15 protein-coding genes are annotated in these 16,817 nt (G+C 66.7%); 9 read left to right on the top strand and 6 right to left on the bottom strand.

Features of this window, described 5'->3' with window-relative positions:
- The first annotated feature begins 543 nt into the window (after positions 1–543).
- Complete coding sequence (gene urtE / locus CBY09_RS04365; protein ID WP_094286779.1) at positions 544–1,236, top strand: urea ABC transporter ATP-binding subunit UrtE; 693 nt, start codon at positions 544–546, stop codon at positions 1,234–1,236.
- Positions 1,237–1,240: 4 nt separating this feature from the next.
- On the opposite strand, the gene CBY09_RS04370 is transcribed toward urtE, so the two are convergent.
- Positions 1,241–2,116 carry a phosphatase PAP2 family protein gene (locus tag CBY09_RS04370; RefSeq protein WP_094286781.1) on the bottom strand — a complete coding sequence of 292 codons (876 nt, stop codon included), beginning with the start codon at positions 2,114–2,116 and terminating at the stop codon, positions 1,241–1,243.
- Positions 2,117–2,395: 279 nt separating this feature from the next.
- Here CBY09_RS04370 and CBY09_RS04375 point away from each other — a divergent pair, with 279 nt between their 5' ends.
- Positions 2,396–3,460: a diacylglycerol/lipid kinase family protein gene (locus tag CBY09_RS04375; protein ID WP_094287988.1), complete on the top strand. Its 1,065-nt coding sequence runs from the start codon at positions 2,396–2,398 to the stop codon at positions 3,458–3,460.
- 12 nt (positions 3,461–3,472) lie between these two features.
- On the top strand, positions 3,473–4,267 hold the full coding sequence (locus CBY09_RS04380; protein ID WP_094286783.1) for a metallophosphoesterase family protein: 795 nt from the start codon (positions 3,473–3,475) through the stop codon (positions 4,265–4,267).
- Between the two features lie 79 nt (positions 4,268–4,346).
- On the opposite strand, the gene CBY09_RS04385 is transcribed toward CBY09_RS04380, so the two are convergent.
- Together CBY09_RS04385 and CBY09_RS04390 are read right to left on the bottom strand one after the other, a co-directional pair.
- Positions 4,347–5,531, bottom strand: coding sequence for a porin (locus CBY09_RS04385; RefSeq protein ID WP_094286785.1), 1,185 nt, complete (start codon positions 5,529–5,531; stop codon positions 4,347–4,349).
- Positions 5,532–5,829: 298 nt separating this feature from the next.
- Positions 5,830–6,573, bottom strand: a complete 744-nt coding sequence (locus tag CBY09_RS04390; protein ID WP_094286787.1) for a TetR/AcrR family transcriptional regulator — start codon at positions 6,571–6,573, stop codon at positions 5,830–5,832.
- A gap of 169 nt (positions 6,574–6,742) precedes the next feature.
- Here CBY09_RS04390 and CBY09_RS04395 point away from each other — a divergent pair, with 169 nt between their 5' ends.
- The 4 genes from CBY09_RS04395 to CBY09_RS04410 all read left to right on the top strand — a co-directional run bounded on the left by CBY09_RS04395 (position 6,743) and on the right by CBY09_RS04410 (position 11,090).
- On the top strand, positions 6,743–7,735 hold the full coding sequence (locus tag CBY09_RS04395; RefSeq protein WP_094286789.1) for a tripartite tricarboxylate transporter substrate-binding protein: 993 nt from the start codon (positions 6,743–6,745) through the stop codon (positions 7,733–7,735).
- Positions 7,736–7,769: 34 nt separating this feature from the next.
- A complete protein-coding gene (locus tag CBY09_RS04400; protein ID WP_240515577.1) occupies positions 7,770–8,603 on the top strand; it encodes a cyclase family protein in 834 nt (277 codons plus the stop codon).
- A complete protein-coding gene (locus CBY09_RS04405; protein ID WP_094286791.1) occupies positions 8,600–9,637 on the top strand; it encodes a fumarylacetoacetate hydrolase family protein in 1,038 nt (345 codons plus the stop codon). Before CBY09_RS04400 ends, CBY09_RS04405 begins: the two co-directional genes overlap by 4 nt.
- A gap of 370 nt (positions 9,638–10,007) precedes the next feature.
- Positions 10,008–11,090 (top strand): adenylate/guanylate cyclase domain-containing protein, encoded by a 1,083-nt coding sequence (locus tag CBY09_RS04410; RefSeq protein WP_094286793.1) that lies wholly within the window; start codon positions 10,008–10,010, stop codon positions 11,088–11,090.
- A 27-nt stretch (positions 11,091–11,117) separates the two neighbouring features.
- Here CBY09_RS04410 and CBY09_RS04415 read toward each other — a convergent pair whose 3' ends face one another.
- Entirely contained in the window at positions 11,118–11,846 is a 729-nt protein-coding gene (locus CBY09_RS04415; RefSeq protein WP_094286794.1) for a haloacid dehalogenase type II, read from the bottom strand.
- 257 nt (positions 11,847–12,103) lie between these two features.
- Between CBY09_RS04415 and CBY09_RS04420 the strand changes: the two genes are divergently transcribed.
- Both CBY09_RS04420 and alaC read left to right on the top strand, forming a co-directional pair.
- Positions 12,104–13,327 carry an MFS transporter gene (locus tag CBY09_RS04420; protein WP_094286796.1) on the top strand — a complete coding sequence of 408 codons (1,224 nt, stop codon included), beginning with the start codon at positions 12,104–12,106 and terminating at the stop codon, positions 13,325–13,327.
- Between the two features lie 159 nt (positions 13,328–13,486).
- Complete coding sequence (alaC, locus tag CBY09_RS04425) at positions 13,487–14,713, top strand: alanine transaminase (RefSeq protein ID WP_094286798.1); 1,227 nt, start codon at positions 13,487–13,489, stop codon at positions 14,711–14,713.
- A 179-nt stretch (positions 14,714–14,892) separates the two neighbouring features.
- Here the strand turns inward: alaC and CBY09_RS23600 are convergent, their stop codons facing one another.
- A complete protein-coding gene (locus CBY09_RS23600) occupies positions 14,893–15,768 on the bottom strand; it encodes a hypothetical protein (RefSeq protein ID WP_133066233.1) in 876 nt (291 codons plus the stop codon).
- A 42-nt stretch (positions 15,769–15,810) separates the two neighbouring features.
- Positions 15,811–16,647, bottom strand: a complete 837-nt coding sequence (locus CBY09_RS04435; protein ID WP_094286802.1) for an urease accessory protein UreD — start codon at positions 16,645–16,647, stop codon at positions 15,811–15,813.
- Positions 16,648–16,817: the final 170 nt, after the last annotated feature.

The following is a 16,817-nucleotide window of genomic DNA, read 5'->3' on the forward strand; positions in this document are numbered from 1 at the left end:
GCCCCCTCTCGCGGGCGCAAGCGCCACGCGCTGCGCAGGCTGGGCCGAGCGCAGCGATGGCCCGTGTGGATGTCCGATTCGCGGGTTCCCTTCTGGATGCGCCTGGGGCGCGCAGGGCGTGGGGTGGCATGCGCGTCGGAGCGCGCATGCTTCGTGAACTGACTCACCGCAGTTGTTCGAGCGGAGCGCCGCAGGCGCGCAGCGAGTTCTGCGGTGCACCCCGTGACCGAGCACCGCAGGTTGCCCCGCAGCGAAGCGAAGGGGTCGCAGACAGCAGGGTCGCCCTTTCTTTGGTGACTTTCTTTCGGCGAGACGAAAGAAAGTTACTGCGCCGCCGGGCGCACACCCCGGCCTCCGCCCTCAACCCAAGCACGCCTTTCAAACCAGTAGGCCAAGGCTTCGACAGGTTCAGCCCGAACGGTTACACGGCGCCCCACAGCATCGCAACGCCCTTTCCTGCGATGGCAAAAAACGCTCTCAAATCAATAGCTAAAAACGCTTGCTAGACAGGCGCAAACAGCCAAAAAAGCTCAAAAGACCACCATGCTCACCGTCCAAAACATCAACCAGTACTACGGCGGCTCCCACATCCTGCGCGACGTGAGCCTCACCGCCACCCCCGGCAAAGTCACCGTCCTGCTCGGCCGCAACGGCGTCGGCAAAACGACGCTGCTCAAAAGCCTCATGGGCCTCGTGCCCATCAAAAGCGGCAGCATCCAGTTCGACGGCAAAGCCATCGACAAGGCCACCCCCTACGATCGCGCCCGCGCAGGCATCGGCTTCGTCCCCCAAGGCCGCGAAATCTTCGGGCGTTTGACGGTGGAAGAAAACCTGCGCATGGGCCTGGCCTACAAGAGTGGCTCCACGCCCGTGCCGCCGCACCTGTACGAACTCTTTCCCGTGCTCAAGCAGATGCTCAAGCGCCGGGGCGGCGACCTGTCGGGCGGGCAACAGCAGCAACTGGCCATCGCCCGCGCCCTGGCCCCCGGCCCGCGTTTGCTCATCCTCGACGAGCCTACCGAAGGCATCCAGCCCAGCATCATCAAAGACATCGGCCGCGTGATCCGCATGTTGGCCGACAAGGGCGAGATGGCGATCCTGCTGTGCGAGCAGTACTACGACTTTGCGCAGGAGCTGGCTGACGAGTACCTGGTGATGGAGCGCGGCGAAGTCATCGCGCGCGGTCCGGGCAGCGAGATGGAAGCCAAGGGCATTCGCAACCTCGTGGCGATCTGAAGGCTCAGGGGCGCTGCGCTGCAGCGGTGGCAAGGGCCGGACTGCGCCAGCGCGACACACTCTCCATGATCAGCACCGTGCACACCATCCAGGTGCCGCCCAGCAGCCAGCCTGCCAGCACGTCGCTGGCGTAGTGCACCTGCAGCACCACGCGGCTCCAGCCGGTGGTGAAGATCAGCGCACCGGCCACCATCGCGGCGGGCAGGTGCCACCCACGCGGCAGCAGCCGCGTGGCCAGGTAGGCCAGCATGGCATACGCCACCATCGACGCGCTGCTGTGCCCGCTGGGAAAGCTGTAGCCGCTGGCCTCGGCAAGGCCGTGCGTGTGCTCGGGCCGCACGCGCTCGAAGAGGTTTTTCAGCACCTTGGTCAGCGCGCCATTGCCCGCCATGGCCACCAGCCAGCCCATGGCCAGCAGGCGGTGCTGCTGCCACCACAGAGCGGCGGCCACGACCAGTGCCAGGGCCGCCAGCACCCAGGTGTCGCCCAGGTGGGTGAGGGTGGCAAACACCTGCAGCACGGCGGTGTCGGCCTGGGCCCGCAAGCCCGCAGCGATGGTGTCATCCAGCACGCCCCAGGGGCCCTGGGTGCGCCCGCTCTCGGCCAGATCGGCCATTGTGGCGCCCGCCAGCACCAGCACGCAGGCCGATGCGGCCATGGCCACCAGCATCAGGGTGGGGGCCTGCGCTGGGAAGAATCGGTTCAGCGGCGGGCCCGTGTGGTGGCGCAGGGCGCGCAGACCCGCCAGTGCGGTGGCGCCCAGCAGCACCAGGGCCAATACGCCCGCCAGCCACCAGCCCACGGGGTGCTGCGCCAGCAAGGTGCCCAGCTCGGATGCGGTGGAGGCAGTGGATGGCGCGGCAGGGACGGTCGTCGTCATGGTGCGGGGTGGTCCTTTCTCTTTTGGTTTCCCACTTTTTTCGGATGCAGTTGCCTGCACTACCCATGGAAAGAAGCCGCAGGTTGTACCGAAGTTCCCAGCATCCCGGGACGTGGTGGGTGTATTGCGTGCACGGTGCGGGCATGTGTCGGCGCAGGCTGACACGGCGATGGCGCTGCGACCGGCTGCGGGCACCGCGCCTGGCTGCGACCATGGGCGACCCTGCGGCTCCTGCCCCTTTGTGGTGTGGGGCTGTTCTTGTTTGTTGCAGAGTTTTGCATGACCCCTTCCGACCACCCCCATCCTCCCAAACCCCGTGGCCCCATCCACCTGGTGGTGCCCAGGCGGCCGGGGGCCGACCTGGACCTGCTGCGCGCCAAGCTCGAAGGCGTGGCGGCGCTGCAGGCGCACGACGTGGTGTGGCATGTGCCCCACCAGCGCGGCGACATCGTGCAACTGGCGCGTGATGCTGCCGAGGCCGCGCGCACCGATGGCGGCCTGGTGGTGGCCGCCGGTGGCGACGGCACCATCAACGCCGTGGCGGCGGCCGCGCTGCACGCGGGCGTGCCCATGGGGGTGGTGCCCATGGGCACCTTCAACTACTTCAGCCGCGAGCATGGTCTGGCGCTGGACCCGGAGCAGGCGGTGCAAGACCTGCTCCAGGCCCTGCACGCGGGGGACATGCGCCCCGTGCAGGTGGGCCATGTCAACCGCCGCATGTTCGTTGTCAACGCCAGCGTGGGCCTGTACCCCAAGCTGTTGGCAGAGCGCGAGCGGGCCTCCAAGCGGTTTGGCCGCTCGCGCTGGGTGGCGGTGGCATCGGCGGTGTGGAGCCTGTTCCGCCCCGCAGCAGGCAGGCGCTGGCGCGTGGTGATGACCACCCACCACGGCGCCGAGGTGCAGCACGAGGAGCATCTGGTTGCCACCCTGTTTGTGGGCAACAACCCGCTGCAGCTGGACCGCATGGGCCTGCCGCAGGCGCAGCAGGTGGCCGACGGCGGGCACCTGGCCGTGGTGATGCTCAAGCCCCAGGGCCGCTGGGCCACGGCCCGCACGGTATGGAACGCCGCCACCGGCCAGTTGGACAAGGACGGTGCCGTGACCAGCATTGCCTGCACCGAGCTGACGGTGGCCCCGGCCAGCTGGCGCCCGCCGCAGGTCAAGGTGGCGTTTGATGGCGAGCGCGAGTGGATGGCGCCGCCGCTGCACTTTCGCGTTGGCAAACGGCCGCTGTGGCTGGTGGCGCCATCGCCGCTGGTGCGCGATGATGCAGCGCAGCCTGCACTGGCAGCAGCAGTGGCCGAGACCGGCGCACCGCCTGCCCCGGGGCTGATACCCGTCTGACCACCCAACGCCATGCCCGCCTTGATGCACCTGTCCGACCTGCACTTCGGGGCGCACGACCCCGAGGTATGTGCGGCTGCACAGCGCCTGGCACAGCGGCTGGGTGTGGCCCTGGTCGTGGTCTCAGGCGACCTCACCCAGCGCGCCACCGCCAGCCAGTTTGCGCAGGCCGCGCGGTTTGTGCAGGGCCTGCATGCGCGCGGCACGCTGGTGCTGGCGGGCAACCACGACCTGCCGCTGTTTGCCTGGTGGCTGCGCTGGGGCCGGGCCTACGAGCGGTTTGCCGAGCAGTTTGGCGTGGACCAGGAGCCTGTGCGCCAGATGGGCCCCTTCTATGTGGTGGGCGTGAACACCACACGCGCCTGGCGGCACGAACGTGGCAGCCTGTCGTCCGCACAGATCGATCACGTGGCCGTGCTGCTGGCGCGGGCCCCGCCCGAGGCCTGGCGCATCGTGGCCAGCCACCACCCCCTGGTGGCGCGCGATGCCAGCGACCGTGCCCACCGCCCGCACCGCGCCGATGAAGCCCTGCAGCGCTGGCGCATAGCCGGTGCGCAGATGCTGCTGTCGGGCCATGTGCACGAGCCCGGTGTGCTGCAGCCCCTGCCCGGCCTGTGGGCCAGCCGCGCGGGCACGGCGGTGTCGCGCCGCCTGCGGCACGGTTGCCCCAACAGCCTGGTGGTGCTGCGCGAAGAAGTGTCGGGCGAGGCACCCAGCCAGCGCCTGCGGGTGGCCGAGCGCTGGGATTACGACAGCACCATCGGAGAGTTCGCCTGTGTGCTGCGCCAGCCTGTGATGCCCGGTTGAAGCGTTCTTCAGTCCTGCCACCCAAAAAAAAGGGCACCAAAGGTGCCCTGAAACTTGGAGACAACCGTTGTGATGTGGCTTAGAACCGGTGTCGCAACCCCACGGCAAAGCTGGTGCCTTGAGCGCTGACCACCGAGGGTGGCGCAGGCAGCGTGCGGGTCTGGGTGCTGTCGCGCATCACCATGGCGTACAGGTCCGTGCGCTTGGACAGGAAATAGTCGTACCCCAAGGTGAACACCTTGCGTTCCACGTTGCCGCCCGCCACCGTGGCGGGCACGGGGCCCACGGTGTCGCTGGTGCGGCGCACGGCGTAGCCTGCCAGCACACGGCCTGCGCCCACGGGCATGGATGCACTGATGTCCCATACGCGGTATGAAACGTTGAGCGGCGCAGCAGCCGTGCCCCGGTTGTCGATGCGGCCCAGGTGGGCGAACAGCTTGACCACCTCGAAGTCGTACGACGCGGCCAACTGCCAGGCGCGGGTGTCGTTGGGCGAGGTGCCGTCGGCAAAGGTGCCGGGGTTCTTCTTCACGATCTGCCATGCCAGCGATGCGGCCCACGGGCCTCGGGCGTAGGCCAGGCGCGCAGCGTTGTTGCCGCCGCCCTGGCCTTCAGAGATAGCGTGCGCCACCGAGGCATTGAGGCCTGCAATGCTGGGGCTGTCATACACCACCGAGTTGGCCCATGCCGTGCCACCGGTGAGCGGGCTGCCGATGAAGGTGACCAGGTTCAGCGGCCCCAGCACGGTGGAATCGCCCAACGCGTTGGAGGTGATGGCGTTCAGGAACAGCAGCGATGTGACGTTGCCCAGCCGCACGCGGCCCCAGTCGCGGTGCGACACGCCCACCCAGGCGGCGCGCGAGAACACCGGGTCGGCCGCCACATTCACGGGCGCGGGCAGCGCGTCGCTGCGGCCGGTGGCGCCGGAGTCGTTGCGCACAAAGGACGACAGCTCGAACTGCGCAGACAGCCCGCCGCCCAGGTCTTCGGTGCCGCGCAGGCCCCAGTGGCTGGTGGACATGCCGCCACCGTCCAGCTTGGTCACGGCGCGGTCTTGCGCATTGATGCCTGCGGCGGGGCCCGCGAAGCGGCCCACGGCGACATCGACCAGGCCATACACCTGCAGGCCGGGGCCTGCTGCGGGTTGGGCTTGTGCGGCGAGTGTGGTGGCAGACAGGGCTGCGGCGGTGCTCAGGGCGCGTGCCCAATGCAGGCGGGCCCGAGAGTGGAAGGGTTGGGGCGCGGGAGAGGTGCGAGGTTTCATGGTGTCTTTCGATGGCGGAGGGACAAGCAAAGGGCGAACCGGTCCACGGCGCAGCCATGGCTGTTCCGAAAACGCAGTTCAAACGGGGGCGGGCGTCAGCGCGTTGTGTGCGCCGGTTCGCGGCGGCTAGGGCGCGCCGGTCTGCCGCGCCGACGCCTGGGGTGGGGCGGCGGCGCAGGGCCCCAGCCACCGGGGGTGGCGGTGGGCCGGGGCCAGGAAAATGGGCGTGGCTGTGCCAGGCATGCGGCGCTCGCGCGGCAGTGCTGTAGTGGGAGCGGGGGATGTCAGCTGCTTGGCGTCAGTGCACTGCGCCTTCACAGGCGCCGCGCATGCCTTGTGCGATGAAACGCACCAGCAGCGGCCCTGCCGTGGCTTCGTCGCCGGGCTGGTTCTGGCCGTACGACAGGCGCTCGATGCGCTGATCGTTCACGTGGTGCAGAAGGGCCCCCAGTGCAAACTGGTAGCACCACGCGGCCTGGCTGCGCGTGGCCTGGGGCAGGGCGGCTGCAATGGCATCGATGAACGCATGGGCCAGTGGGTCGAACAGCTCGCGGATGATGGGCTCGTCTTCTTCCAGGTGGTCGTTCATGCCGCGCGACAGCAGTCGCAGAAAGTGGTGGCCTGCGGGCTGGCTGGCGACTTCCAACACGGGCAGCACAAAGGCCTTGACGATTTCGTCCAACAACTGGCCGGGCGGTGCCTTCTGCTGGGCATCGGCCAGCGACTTGAGCCGCACATCGATGTAGCCCGCATGCGCGCGGAAGATGGCGTGGTACAGCGAGAGCTTGGGGCCGTAGTAGTAGCCCACCAGCGCCAGCGGCACACCGGCTTCGTCGGCAATGTCGCGGATCGACACGCCATGAAAACCGCGCGTGGCAAACAGCCGCTCGGCCGCCTGCAGGATGTTGGCCTGGCGGTTGGGGGCGAGTTCTTCTTCGCTGGTGGCGCTGCGGGCCGCAGCACGCTTGCGCGCCGGGGCTTTCGCGGCAGGGGCTGCGGGCACGGCGGCCGCAGTCTGGGGGGTGGAGCGGGATTTGGGCATAGGCTGATTTATACGGCTGTATAAATTTATTGAACACTCGTACAAACCCCAGTCGATTTGAATTTGTACGTTCGTATAATTTTTTCATGCCACCCGCTGCAGGCCAGCTCATGCAGGGCTTGCGGGGCTTCGCTGCAAATTCCATCCAATCCAACCGGAGACAGACACCATGATCACCCGCCGCTGTTTTACCCAGCTTTCTGCCGCCCTGCTGCCCACCCTGGGCGGTGCTCCTGCCGCCTGGGCGCAGGCGGGCAAGGACGCCATGCCCGACATGGCGCGCATCATCTCGGGCTTTCCGGCCGGGGGCACGGCCGATGCGCTGGCGCGCCGTGTGGGCGACCGCATGCGCGGCCACTACGCAGCATCCTTGGTGGTGGACAACAAGCCTGGCGCAGGCGGGCAGATCGGCATCCTCAACCTGCGCGACAGCCCGGCCGATGGCACCAGCCTGCTCATCACGCCGTCGTCCATGCTGTCCATCTACCCCTACACCTACCCCAAGCTGCGGTACACGCTCGACGACGTGGCGCCCGTGTCACTAGGCGCCATGTTCGACCACGGCCTGGCCGTGGGCCCCGGTGTGCCCGACAGCGTGCGCACGCTGGCCGACCTGCTGGACTGGATGCGCGCCAACCCCGGCAGCGCCAACTACGGCAGCCCCGGTGCGGGCTCCATGCCGCACATGGTGGGCGTGCTGCTGGGGCAGTTCAGCAAGATCGACATGCGCCATATCGCCTACCGGGGCACGGTGCCCGGCATGCAAGACCTGCTGGGCGGGCAGATCCCTGCGTTCTGGGGGCCGATTGGCGACTACCTGCAGCATGGCAAGGGCGGCAAGCTGCGCGTGCTGGCCATTGCGGGCAGCAAGCGCTCGCCGTTCCTGCCGCAGGTGCCCACGCTGACGGAGTTGGGCTACCCCCTCAAGGTCAGCGAGTGGTACGGCTTCTTTCTGCCTGGCAAGGCCACTCCCGAGACCATCAAGCGCGCATCCGATGCCCTGCAGGCTGCGTTGAGCCAGCCCGAGGTGGTGGAGTACGGCAAGCAGTACGGCCTGGAGGTCAAGCCCTCCACCGCCGCGCAACTGGCGCAGATGCTCAAGGCCGATGCCGACCAGTGGCGCGGCCTCATCAAGCAGACCGGCTTCACGGCCGAATCCTGATCGCCTGGTTTCGACCTTTCCACCCGACCCTGCCATGACCACCACGCTCGCCACACCTGCGCGCCGCATCGTCGATATCTCGATGCACCTTGAAAACGATGTTGTCTCCGACCCGCCCGGCCTGGGGCCGCGCATCCACTACATCGACCACCAGATGAGCTTTGCGGACCTGGCGCAGTTCTTCCCTGGCTTGAAGAAGGAAGACCTGCCCGATGGCGAATCCTGGGCGGTGGAGGAGGTGCAGCTCAACACCCACAACGGCACCCACCTGGACGCGCCCTACCACTTTGCGTCCACCATGGACGGCGGGCAGCGCGCGTTGTCCATCGACGAGGTGGATCTGAACTGGTGCTTTCAACCCGGCGTGAAGCTGGACTTTCGCCATCTGCCCGACGGCTACGTGGTGCAGGCCGCCGATGTGGAGGCCGAACTCGCCCGCATCGGCCACACGCTGCAGCCGCTGCAGATCGTGGTGGTCAACACCCGCGCCGGCAGCGCCTACGGCACGGCGGGCTATACCCGAGCGGGTTGCGGCATGGGCTACGAGGCCACCATGTACCTGCTGGAGCGCGGCGTGCGCCTGACCGGCACCGATGCCTGGAGCTGGGATGCCCCCTTCGCCTATACCGCGCAGCGCTATGCCGAAAGCGGCGACGCATCGCTGATCTGGGAGGGCCACAAGGCCGGGCGCGACATTGGCTACTGCCACCTCGAAAAACTGCACAACCTGGAGGCGCTGCCCGCCAGCGGCTTCTATATCTCGTGCTTTCCGGTCAAGGTGCGCGGCGCCTCGGCAGGCTGGACGCGGGCCGTGGCTATTTTTGACCCGGTGCTGCCGCTGCAGCCTGCCGCCGGAGTGGCGCCATGAAACTCGCCACCCTGCGCGATGACCAGCGCAATCGCCAGCGCGATGGCCGCCTGGTGGTCGTGTCGGCCGATGCCCGCCGTTGCATCGATGCCAGCCCGGTGGCCCCTACGCTGCTCGATGCCCTGGAGCGCTGGAGCGTGGTGGAGCCCGCGTTGCACGACCTGGCCCGTACGGTGAATGCGCCCGCCGCCCAGGGCGCCATGCCCTTTGATGTGCGCCAGTGTCTGGCACCGCTGCCGCGCACCTGGCAATGGCTGGACGGCTCGGCCTTTTTGAACCACGGCCACCTCATGGAGCGCGCCTTCAAGGTGCCGCCGGTGGCCGACTTCGAGACCATTCCGCTCATGTACCAGGGCGCGGCCGACGACTTCCTGGGCCCACACGACGATGTGGCCCTGCCGTCCGAAGCCGACCAGATCGACTTTGAGGGCGAATTTGGCGTGGTGCTCAGCGAAACCCCCCTGGGCGTCGCCGCCGAAGAGGCGCTGCAGCATGTGCGCCTCATCGTGCTCATCAACGACTGGAGCCTGCGCGCCTTCGGCCCGCGCGAGGCCAAAAGCGGCTTCGGCTTTGTGCAGGCCAAGCCCTCCACCGCATTCGCGCCCATCGCCGTCACGCCCGACGAACTGGGCGCAGCGTGGACCGGCGGCCGCGTGCACCTGCGGTTGCAGACGCAGCGCAACGGCGAATGGTTTGGCCACCCGCACGGCGGTGCCATGCACTTTGACTTCGGCCAGCTCATCGCCCATGCAGCGCGCACGCGCAGGCTGTCAGCAGGCACCCTGATCGGCTCGGGCACCGTGTCGAATGCGGATGTGGCGGTGGGCTCGTCCTGCATCGCCGAGCGCCGCATGGTCGAGGCGCTGGCCGACGGCGCGCCGCACACACCATTTCTGCGCTTTGGCGAGCGGGTGCGCATGGTGGCGCTGGACGGGCAGGACCAGCCCGCGCCGTTTGGCGTGATCGATCAGATGGTGGTGCCGTGCGGCGCTGCTGGCCCGGAGCGGATGAGTATTGAGAATGCTACTGATTAGATAGCTGTTGGGGCATGATGGTCGAGCGGTAGAGGCCAAAAAACCTTGGATTTTTCTCACTCCAGTCCACCCGGCCTTGCCTTGGGTTTGGTTGGCCACTTCAGCTTCCATGGCTCGCAGCCTTGGTTTTTCCTCCCTCTCCCCTCGCGGGAGAGGGTTGGGGAGAGGGGGCTGGTCGCTCAGGGGCCCGGCGTCGCCCCCTCTCCTCCGGCCCCTCCCAACCAGGGGCGAGGGGTCACGCCAAGCCAGCTTCCGCCGCGCGGCCCCGGGGTGTTTTCACCGGTTGACCAGCCGGTGGGCGGCGCCTATTCTGGCTGGCAGGAGGCCCGTGATGCCCCCATACCAACACACTCCCCACCTCCCTCGCGCCATGCACAAAGAATTCCACCACGACGCCGTGCGCCGCCTGCAGTCGCTGATCGAGCGCGAGACCGGGACGACCCTTTCCGACGCGGCGCAGGCCGAGATGGCCAGCATCCTGCACGGCATGCAAAGCCCCGATGGCGGGGTCAGCGAGGGCCTGGACGTGGTGCCGCGCGAGGTCACCATCCTGCTGGCTGACCTGCGCGGGTTCACCGCGCTGTCGGGCTCACAGCCCGCAGCCGTAGTCATTGCGGCGCTCAACCGCTGCCTGGCGCGGCTGTCCGAAGTGGTGTTCAAGTACCAGGGCAGCATCGACAAGTTCATGGGCGACTCGATCATGGTGCTGTTCGGCGCACCCGTGGCGCGCGACGACGATGTGGACCGCGCATTGCTCTGCGCCGTAGAGATGCAGATCGCCATGCGCGAGCTGAACCTGGCGCACCTGCGCGAGCGGCTGCCCGAGGTCTTTCTGGGCATTGGCGTGAACACGGGCACGGTGATGGCGGGGCGTTTTGGCTCGGACGTGTATTCCGAATACACCGTGATCGGCGAGGCCGTCAACCTGGCCTCGCGCATCGAGGCGCTGAGCCTGCGTGGCCAGGTGCTCATCAGCGACTCCACCTACCAGCGCTGCTGGGGCCTGGTGTCCGCGTCGGCGCCGATGCAGGTCTATGTCAAAGGCCGCACGCAGCCTGTGAGCCTGCGCGAGCTGATCGCCATTCCCTCGCACAAGCTCAAGGTGCCGCGCCAGGAGTTTCGCCGCAGCCACCGCGTGGACGCACGCCTGCCCTGCCTGTGCCAGCGCATGCAGGACAAGATCGTGGTGCCCCACATCGTGCACGGCGCCATCCGCGACATCGGCTACCACGGCCTGCTGGTCGAGCTGATCGAGCCGCTGGAGCCGCACAGCGAGGTCAAGCTGGAGTTTGAGCTGCCGCTGGTGGACTACCGCGTGGCCGATGTGTATGCGCGGGTCATCACCCTCAAGCCAGAGGGCGACGAATGGGTGGCCGGGCTGGAGTTCACCTCCATCAGCGCCGAATGCCATGCCAAGGTGCAGATGTTTGTGCAGCTATTGGTAGCGCACTGACCGGCGCGGGTGTGCCCCGGGGCACATTCAACAGCCCAGCATCTGCGCCAGATCGTTTAGGTCTTTGGCGTGCAGATCGTTGCCCGGCTGTGGCGTGCCGTCCTTGGGCCGGGCAGCGCCCAGCTCCAGGGGGCGCTCGATGTAGGCGGTGCGCAGGCCGCAGGCCCGCGCGGCGGCCAGGTCGTCATGGTGGGTGGCCACCAGCGCCACCTGCTCGGGCGGTACATCAAACACGCGGGCCACGCCCAGGTAGGTATCGGGGTGGGGCTTGTAGGCCTTGAAGACCTCGGCGCTCAGCACACAGTCCCACGGCAGACCGGCGTGCTTGGCCATGTTGGTCAGCAGGCCGATGTTGCCGTTCGACAGCGTGGTGATGGTAAAACGTTTTTTCAGCCGCGTCAGGCCCTCCGCGCTGTCGGGCCAGGCATGGAGCCGGTGCCACACGCGGTTGAGGTGGCGGCGCTCGGCCTCGGGCAGGTGCGCCAGGCCAAAGCGCGGCAGGATCTCGTCAAGGATGCTGCGGTGCAGGTCGTCCACCAGCGTCCAGCCCCGTTCGCCCCGCATCACCTGCGCCATGGCGGGTTGGTAGCCCGCGCGCCAGGCCAGCGCAAACGCATCGCCATCCACCGCCGGGTACAGCGCCTGCATCTCGCGCACGATGCTGCCGTGCCAGTCCACCACGGTGCCGAAGATGTCGAAGGCCAGCACCTGGACGGTGCGGGCGATGGTGTCTGCTGTGCTCGGGCTGATGCTCATTGGCTGTCCTTGCAAAAAAGGGGGAGGGGGCGAGTAAGGAGGAGTCAGCCTAACAGCCCTGGTGGTGGGCATGTGTTCAGTGCAAGGCATGCCCCCGCACCAGCAAGTCCGCGCAGGGCATGTTATGGTTACCAAATTCGGGTTTACCCCCGTAACTGCGTTTCTTCTTTGGGCCCGTTCCCGCCCCAGAACCCTTACTGATTCTTGCGCTGCGCCATCATCTGCCGCAGCGGCTTGCCCCTGTTGTTGCCCTTGCCATGACTGCGCCCCTCCCCTCCACGCCCATCGATTCCACCCCCACCGACGACCGCACCCTGGTGCGCGCCGTGCTGGCCCTGGGGGTGGGCGGTTTCTCCATCGGCACCGGCGAGTTCGTCATCATGGGCCTGCTGCCCGAGGTGGCGCGCGACATTGGCGTGAGCATTCCGCAGGCGGGCCACGTCATCAGCGCCTATGCCCTGGGCGTGGTGGTGGGCGCACCCGTGCTGGCCGTGCTGTGCGCCCACTGGGGGCGGCGCGCGCTGCTCATGGCGCTGATGGTGGTGTATGCGCTGGGCAATTTCGCATCGGCGCTGGCGCCGGGCTATGGCTCGCTCACTGCCATGCGGCTGTTTACTGGTCTTCCCCATGGCACCTACTTTGGCGTGGCCGCATTGGTGGCCGCCGCGCTGGCCCCGCCCGGCCGCCGCGCACGCGCTGTGGGCTGGGTCATGCTGGGGCTGACCACTGCCACGCTCGTGGGTGTGCCCATAGCCGCCGCGCTGGGCGAGGCGTTTGGCTGGCGCGCGGCCTTTGTGTTTGTGGGTCTCATTGCCGTGGCCGCCGTCGTCATGGTGCGCCTGTGGGTGCCCGCCATGCCCGCATCGCACGGTGCCAGCCCGCTGCGCGAGTTGGGCGCGCTGGCGCGCAAGCAGGTGTGGTTCACATTGGGCATTGGCGCCATTGGTTTTGGCGGCATGTTTGCGGTGTTCAGCTACATCAAGCCCACCTTGCTGGAGGTGGCGGGCATGCCGCCTGCACTCATGCCCTTTGTGCTGTCGCTGTTTGGCCTGGGCATGGTGGCGGGCAACCTGGTGGGCTCGCGCATGGCCGACAAGGCGCTCATGCCCGCCATCGGCAAGGTGCTGCTGTGGTCCATTTTGGTGATGGCGCTGTTTGTGCCCGCCGCACACCACCCCGCCAGCGCCGCGCTAGCCACGTTCCTCTTGGGTACCGTGGTGGCCATTGGCCCCGCGCTGCAGATCCGCCTGATGGACGTGGCGGGCGACGCGCAGACCCTGGCCGCCGCGCTCAACCACTCGGCCTTCAATGCCGCCAATGCGCTCGGCGCCTGGCTGGGTGGCGTGGCGATCTCGGCAGGCATGGGCTGGACGTCTACCGGCTGGGTGGGCGTGGTGCTGGGCCTGGGTGGCGTGGCCATTTTTGCGTGGTCGATGGGCACCGAAAAGGCAACGGCCGCACGCGCCTCGGCCACCGCATAGCCCAACACTACGGGTCGACCGCTCTGTAGCGGCTTTGCGACAGCCGCGCGCAGGTTGGCGGGCTCGCGCTGTCTTGTGCGTTACATTGGCTGCGGGCTGGCCTTTCTGCCAGCCACGTCGCTCGGACGGTTCCGGGCGCTAACGTGAAAGTCACACCGCATGTCTGCATCGCAGGGCAAGCGCCGTTTTGCGCGCATCGATCGCCTTCCTCCCTACGTCTTCAACATCACGGCCGAGCTCAAGCTCGCCGCCCGCCGCCGGGGCGAAGACATCATCGACATGAGCATGGGCAACCCCGACGGGGCCACACCACCGCACATCGTCGCCAAGCTCACTGAAGTGGCCCAGCGGCCCGACACCCACGGCTACAGCGCCAGCAAAGGCATCCCGCGCCTGCGTCGCGCCATCAGCCACTGGTACAAAGACCGCTACGCGGTGGACATCAACCCCGACACCGAGGCCATCGTCACCATCGGCTCCAAGGAAGGCCTGGCCCACCTCATGCTGGCCACGCTGGACCGGGGCGACACCGTGCTGGTGCCCGACCCGAGCTACCCCATCCACATCTACGGCGCGGTGATTGCCGGGGCCGACATCCGCAGCGTGCCCGTGGCGCCGGATGTGGACTTTTTTGCCGAGCTGGAAAAGGCCATCCGCGGCAGCTACCCCAAGCCCAAGATGATGATCTTCGGCTTTCCCAGCAACCCCACCGCGCAGTGTGTGGAGCTGGGCTTCTTCGAGCGCGTGATCGCCCTGGCCAAAAAGCACGACATCCTGGTGGTGCACGACCTGGCCTATGCCGACATCGTGTACGACGGCTACCGCGCACCCAGCATCATGGAAGTGCCCGGCGCCAAGGACGTGGCGGTGGAGTTTTTTACCCTCAGCAAAAGCTACAACATGGCCGGCTGGCGCGTGGGCTTCATGGTGGGCAACCCCGACCTGGTGGCCGCGCTCGCCCGCATCAAGAGCTACCACGACTACGGCACCTTCACGCCCCTGCAGGTGGCTGCGATTGCCGCGCTGGAGGGCGACCAGCAGTGCGTGAAAGACATCGCCGCCCAGTACCAACGCCGCCGCGACGTGCTCTACAAGGGCCTCACCGAAGCGGGCTGGGCCGTGGACTGCCCCAAGGCCAGCATGTACATCTGGGCCCGCATCCCCGAGCCGTATCGTGCGCTGGGCTCGCTGGAGTTTGCACGGCAGCTGCTGGACAAGGCCAAGGTGTGTGTGTCGCCGGGCATTGGGTTTGGCGACCAGGGGGACGAGTACGTGCGCTTTGCGCTGATCGAGAACGAGGCACGGATTCGGCAGGCGGTAAGGGGGATTCGGGGGATGTTCAAGGCGGATGGGTTGTTGAAGGTGCCTGCAGCACCCGCCTCCTAAAAGGGGATCACACATCGAACAACGGGTGGATCATTGCTGCTAGAAAACCTCTGCGGAACTCGTAGGGGTTTGCTGGTGCTTGTGAGTGGTGATCCGCCTCTTGTGATGCTTTAGCTCAGCGGCGCAATCGTTGTCGTGCCAGCGTTTCTGCAGCTCAGTTGCCCTATGAGTTCACCGGGCTAGCACGGAGTGGTTTTCTTGATTGTGACTTCCATGGCACTAAGCAGAACACCAAAACGCTGTGCGTTCTCGGGAATGTGGCCAACCATAAAAAACTCAGAAAAATAGCCTCGTGCAATCTGCGGCCTGTTCTTGACGAGCTGTCTTTTTGTCTCCCCGAGGGTCAATGTGGCGCCCTCACTTCTTGACTTGCGAAAGATGCGCATAGCCGCTGCTTTCAGCTCTTTTGGATGCGCTGCGTTCGTCAAATACTCCAACATCAATTCCTCGAACCAGCCTTCCGCAGAAACAAACACCATTTGCCCACGTTCAAGCTTGTCTTTGTTCATTGTGGCCAAGGCCAGGTCCAAGTCCTGCGAGTGAATGATTTCGCGATAAAAGCTCCTGAACCTGTTCAATAAATCGCTCGGTGAGAGATCTTTCGAGGGACCAAGTAACGCGTAACAAGGCGCTCCTCTGCGCAACGAAACTCCTGAGATACAGCTCACGCCAAAGCACGCAGAAACAGATAGAAGCAGGTTGAATCCGCTGGCTCGATTTAACGGAATCAGCGCATCGCATATCTCCCGCCAGCGGATTTCTCCTCCCCGGAAGTGAAGCCCGAAATCGTCTTCTCCGTGAGCCTCTATGTGGACGATCGGGCGCAGACCTTCCAGAGCAGCCTGCGTCGCTAGATTCGCTATGACAGCTCGGAATTCATGAGGCGTCGCAACGTCAACATGCGACACGGTAATTGGCGTCTGTAAATCTTCAAGCTGGCCGCTGAGGTAGCCTGCCAGTTCTCTGCCGGTTTGAAATTCTCGGGACGGCAGGGATTCGATGATGGCAATGTGATTGACCCGAAAACTGTGCTTTGAAGCTTTGCGAGTGTCCATTCTCGGAATGTAGATTGACTTTGTGAGAGCGCGCCGGTGGAGCTACATCGCCCAAATCCGAGGCGCCTCCCCCCCCAACCCCCACAACACCTCCCGCCAAGCCACCCGCACCGCCTTGAGCAGCTTCATTGCAGGCTCCACCTGCGGCGCCAGCACGCGTACCACCACCATGCGGTCGTTGGGGCTGGTGGCGCCTGCTGTCGCCTTGACTTTGGGGTGTTGTTCCATCACCGCGCGGGCTGCGTCCAACGCCGCGTCGCGGCGGGTGCGGTCCAGGGGCGTGCCAGCGGCAAAGAACAGGCTGGCCATACAGCGGTGGCCTGCCAAACCCAAAGGGCTGCTCAGCAGCCGGTCATCGGCGGCGTCGATCACGCCGCGCTCCAGCCACAGGCCGGGCACTTCGAGGTGCTGGGTGAAGCGGCCTTGTTCAAACGGCTGGCCCGCGTGGGGCAGGCCGAGCGCGGTCACGTCCCAGGCGATGCATTCCGCGCCGGGGGCCAGGTTCAGCGTGAGGTGGTTTTCGGCGTGGCAGGCGCTGTAGCACAAGGCTTCGAGCGGCAGCCACTCCAGGCGTGCGCCTTCGGCCAGGGTGAGGTGGCTGCGCTGCAGAGCCAGCGGGCCCGTGGAGCGGTAGAACCGCGTGGCGCCGGGTGTGGTGACCAAGCCGTGGGCGCCGGGGCCCACGGTGGTGGTGATGTCCAGCGTGTCGCCGCCCACCAGACCGCCGGGGGGGTGCACCAACACGTTGTGGCAGATGGCGTCTCCCTCGGGGTACAGGCTTTGCAGGATGCGCAGCGGCCCGTTGTGCTCGTAGCGGGCGACGGTGCGGGCGTTCTGTTCCGCCGTGTAGTCGAGCTGAAGGCGGGCGTGCCAGGGCATGGTGCGGACGGTTTGCTATTAAATGAGTAGCTAATTATGCCCTGTGGATGCGCGGAAGGGGGCTTTTTGGCCGCATGTTTGCGCTGAGCCGGATGCTGTGGGGCGTTGGGCTCCCTCTCCCCTTGTGGGAGAGGGCGGGGGAGAGGGGGTTGTGCGCTGCTTGGGTACGC

The organism is Acidovorax kalamii, from assembly GCF_002245625.1.
GTDB classification, from domain to species: Bacteria; Pseudomonadota; Gammaproteobacteria; order Burkholderiales; family Burkholderiaceae_C; genus Acidovorax; species Acidovorax kalamii.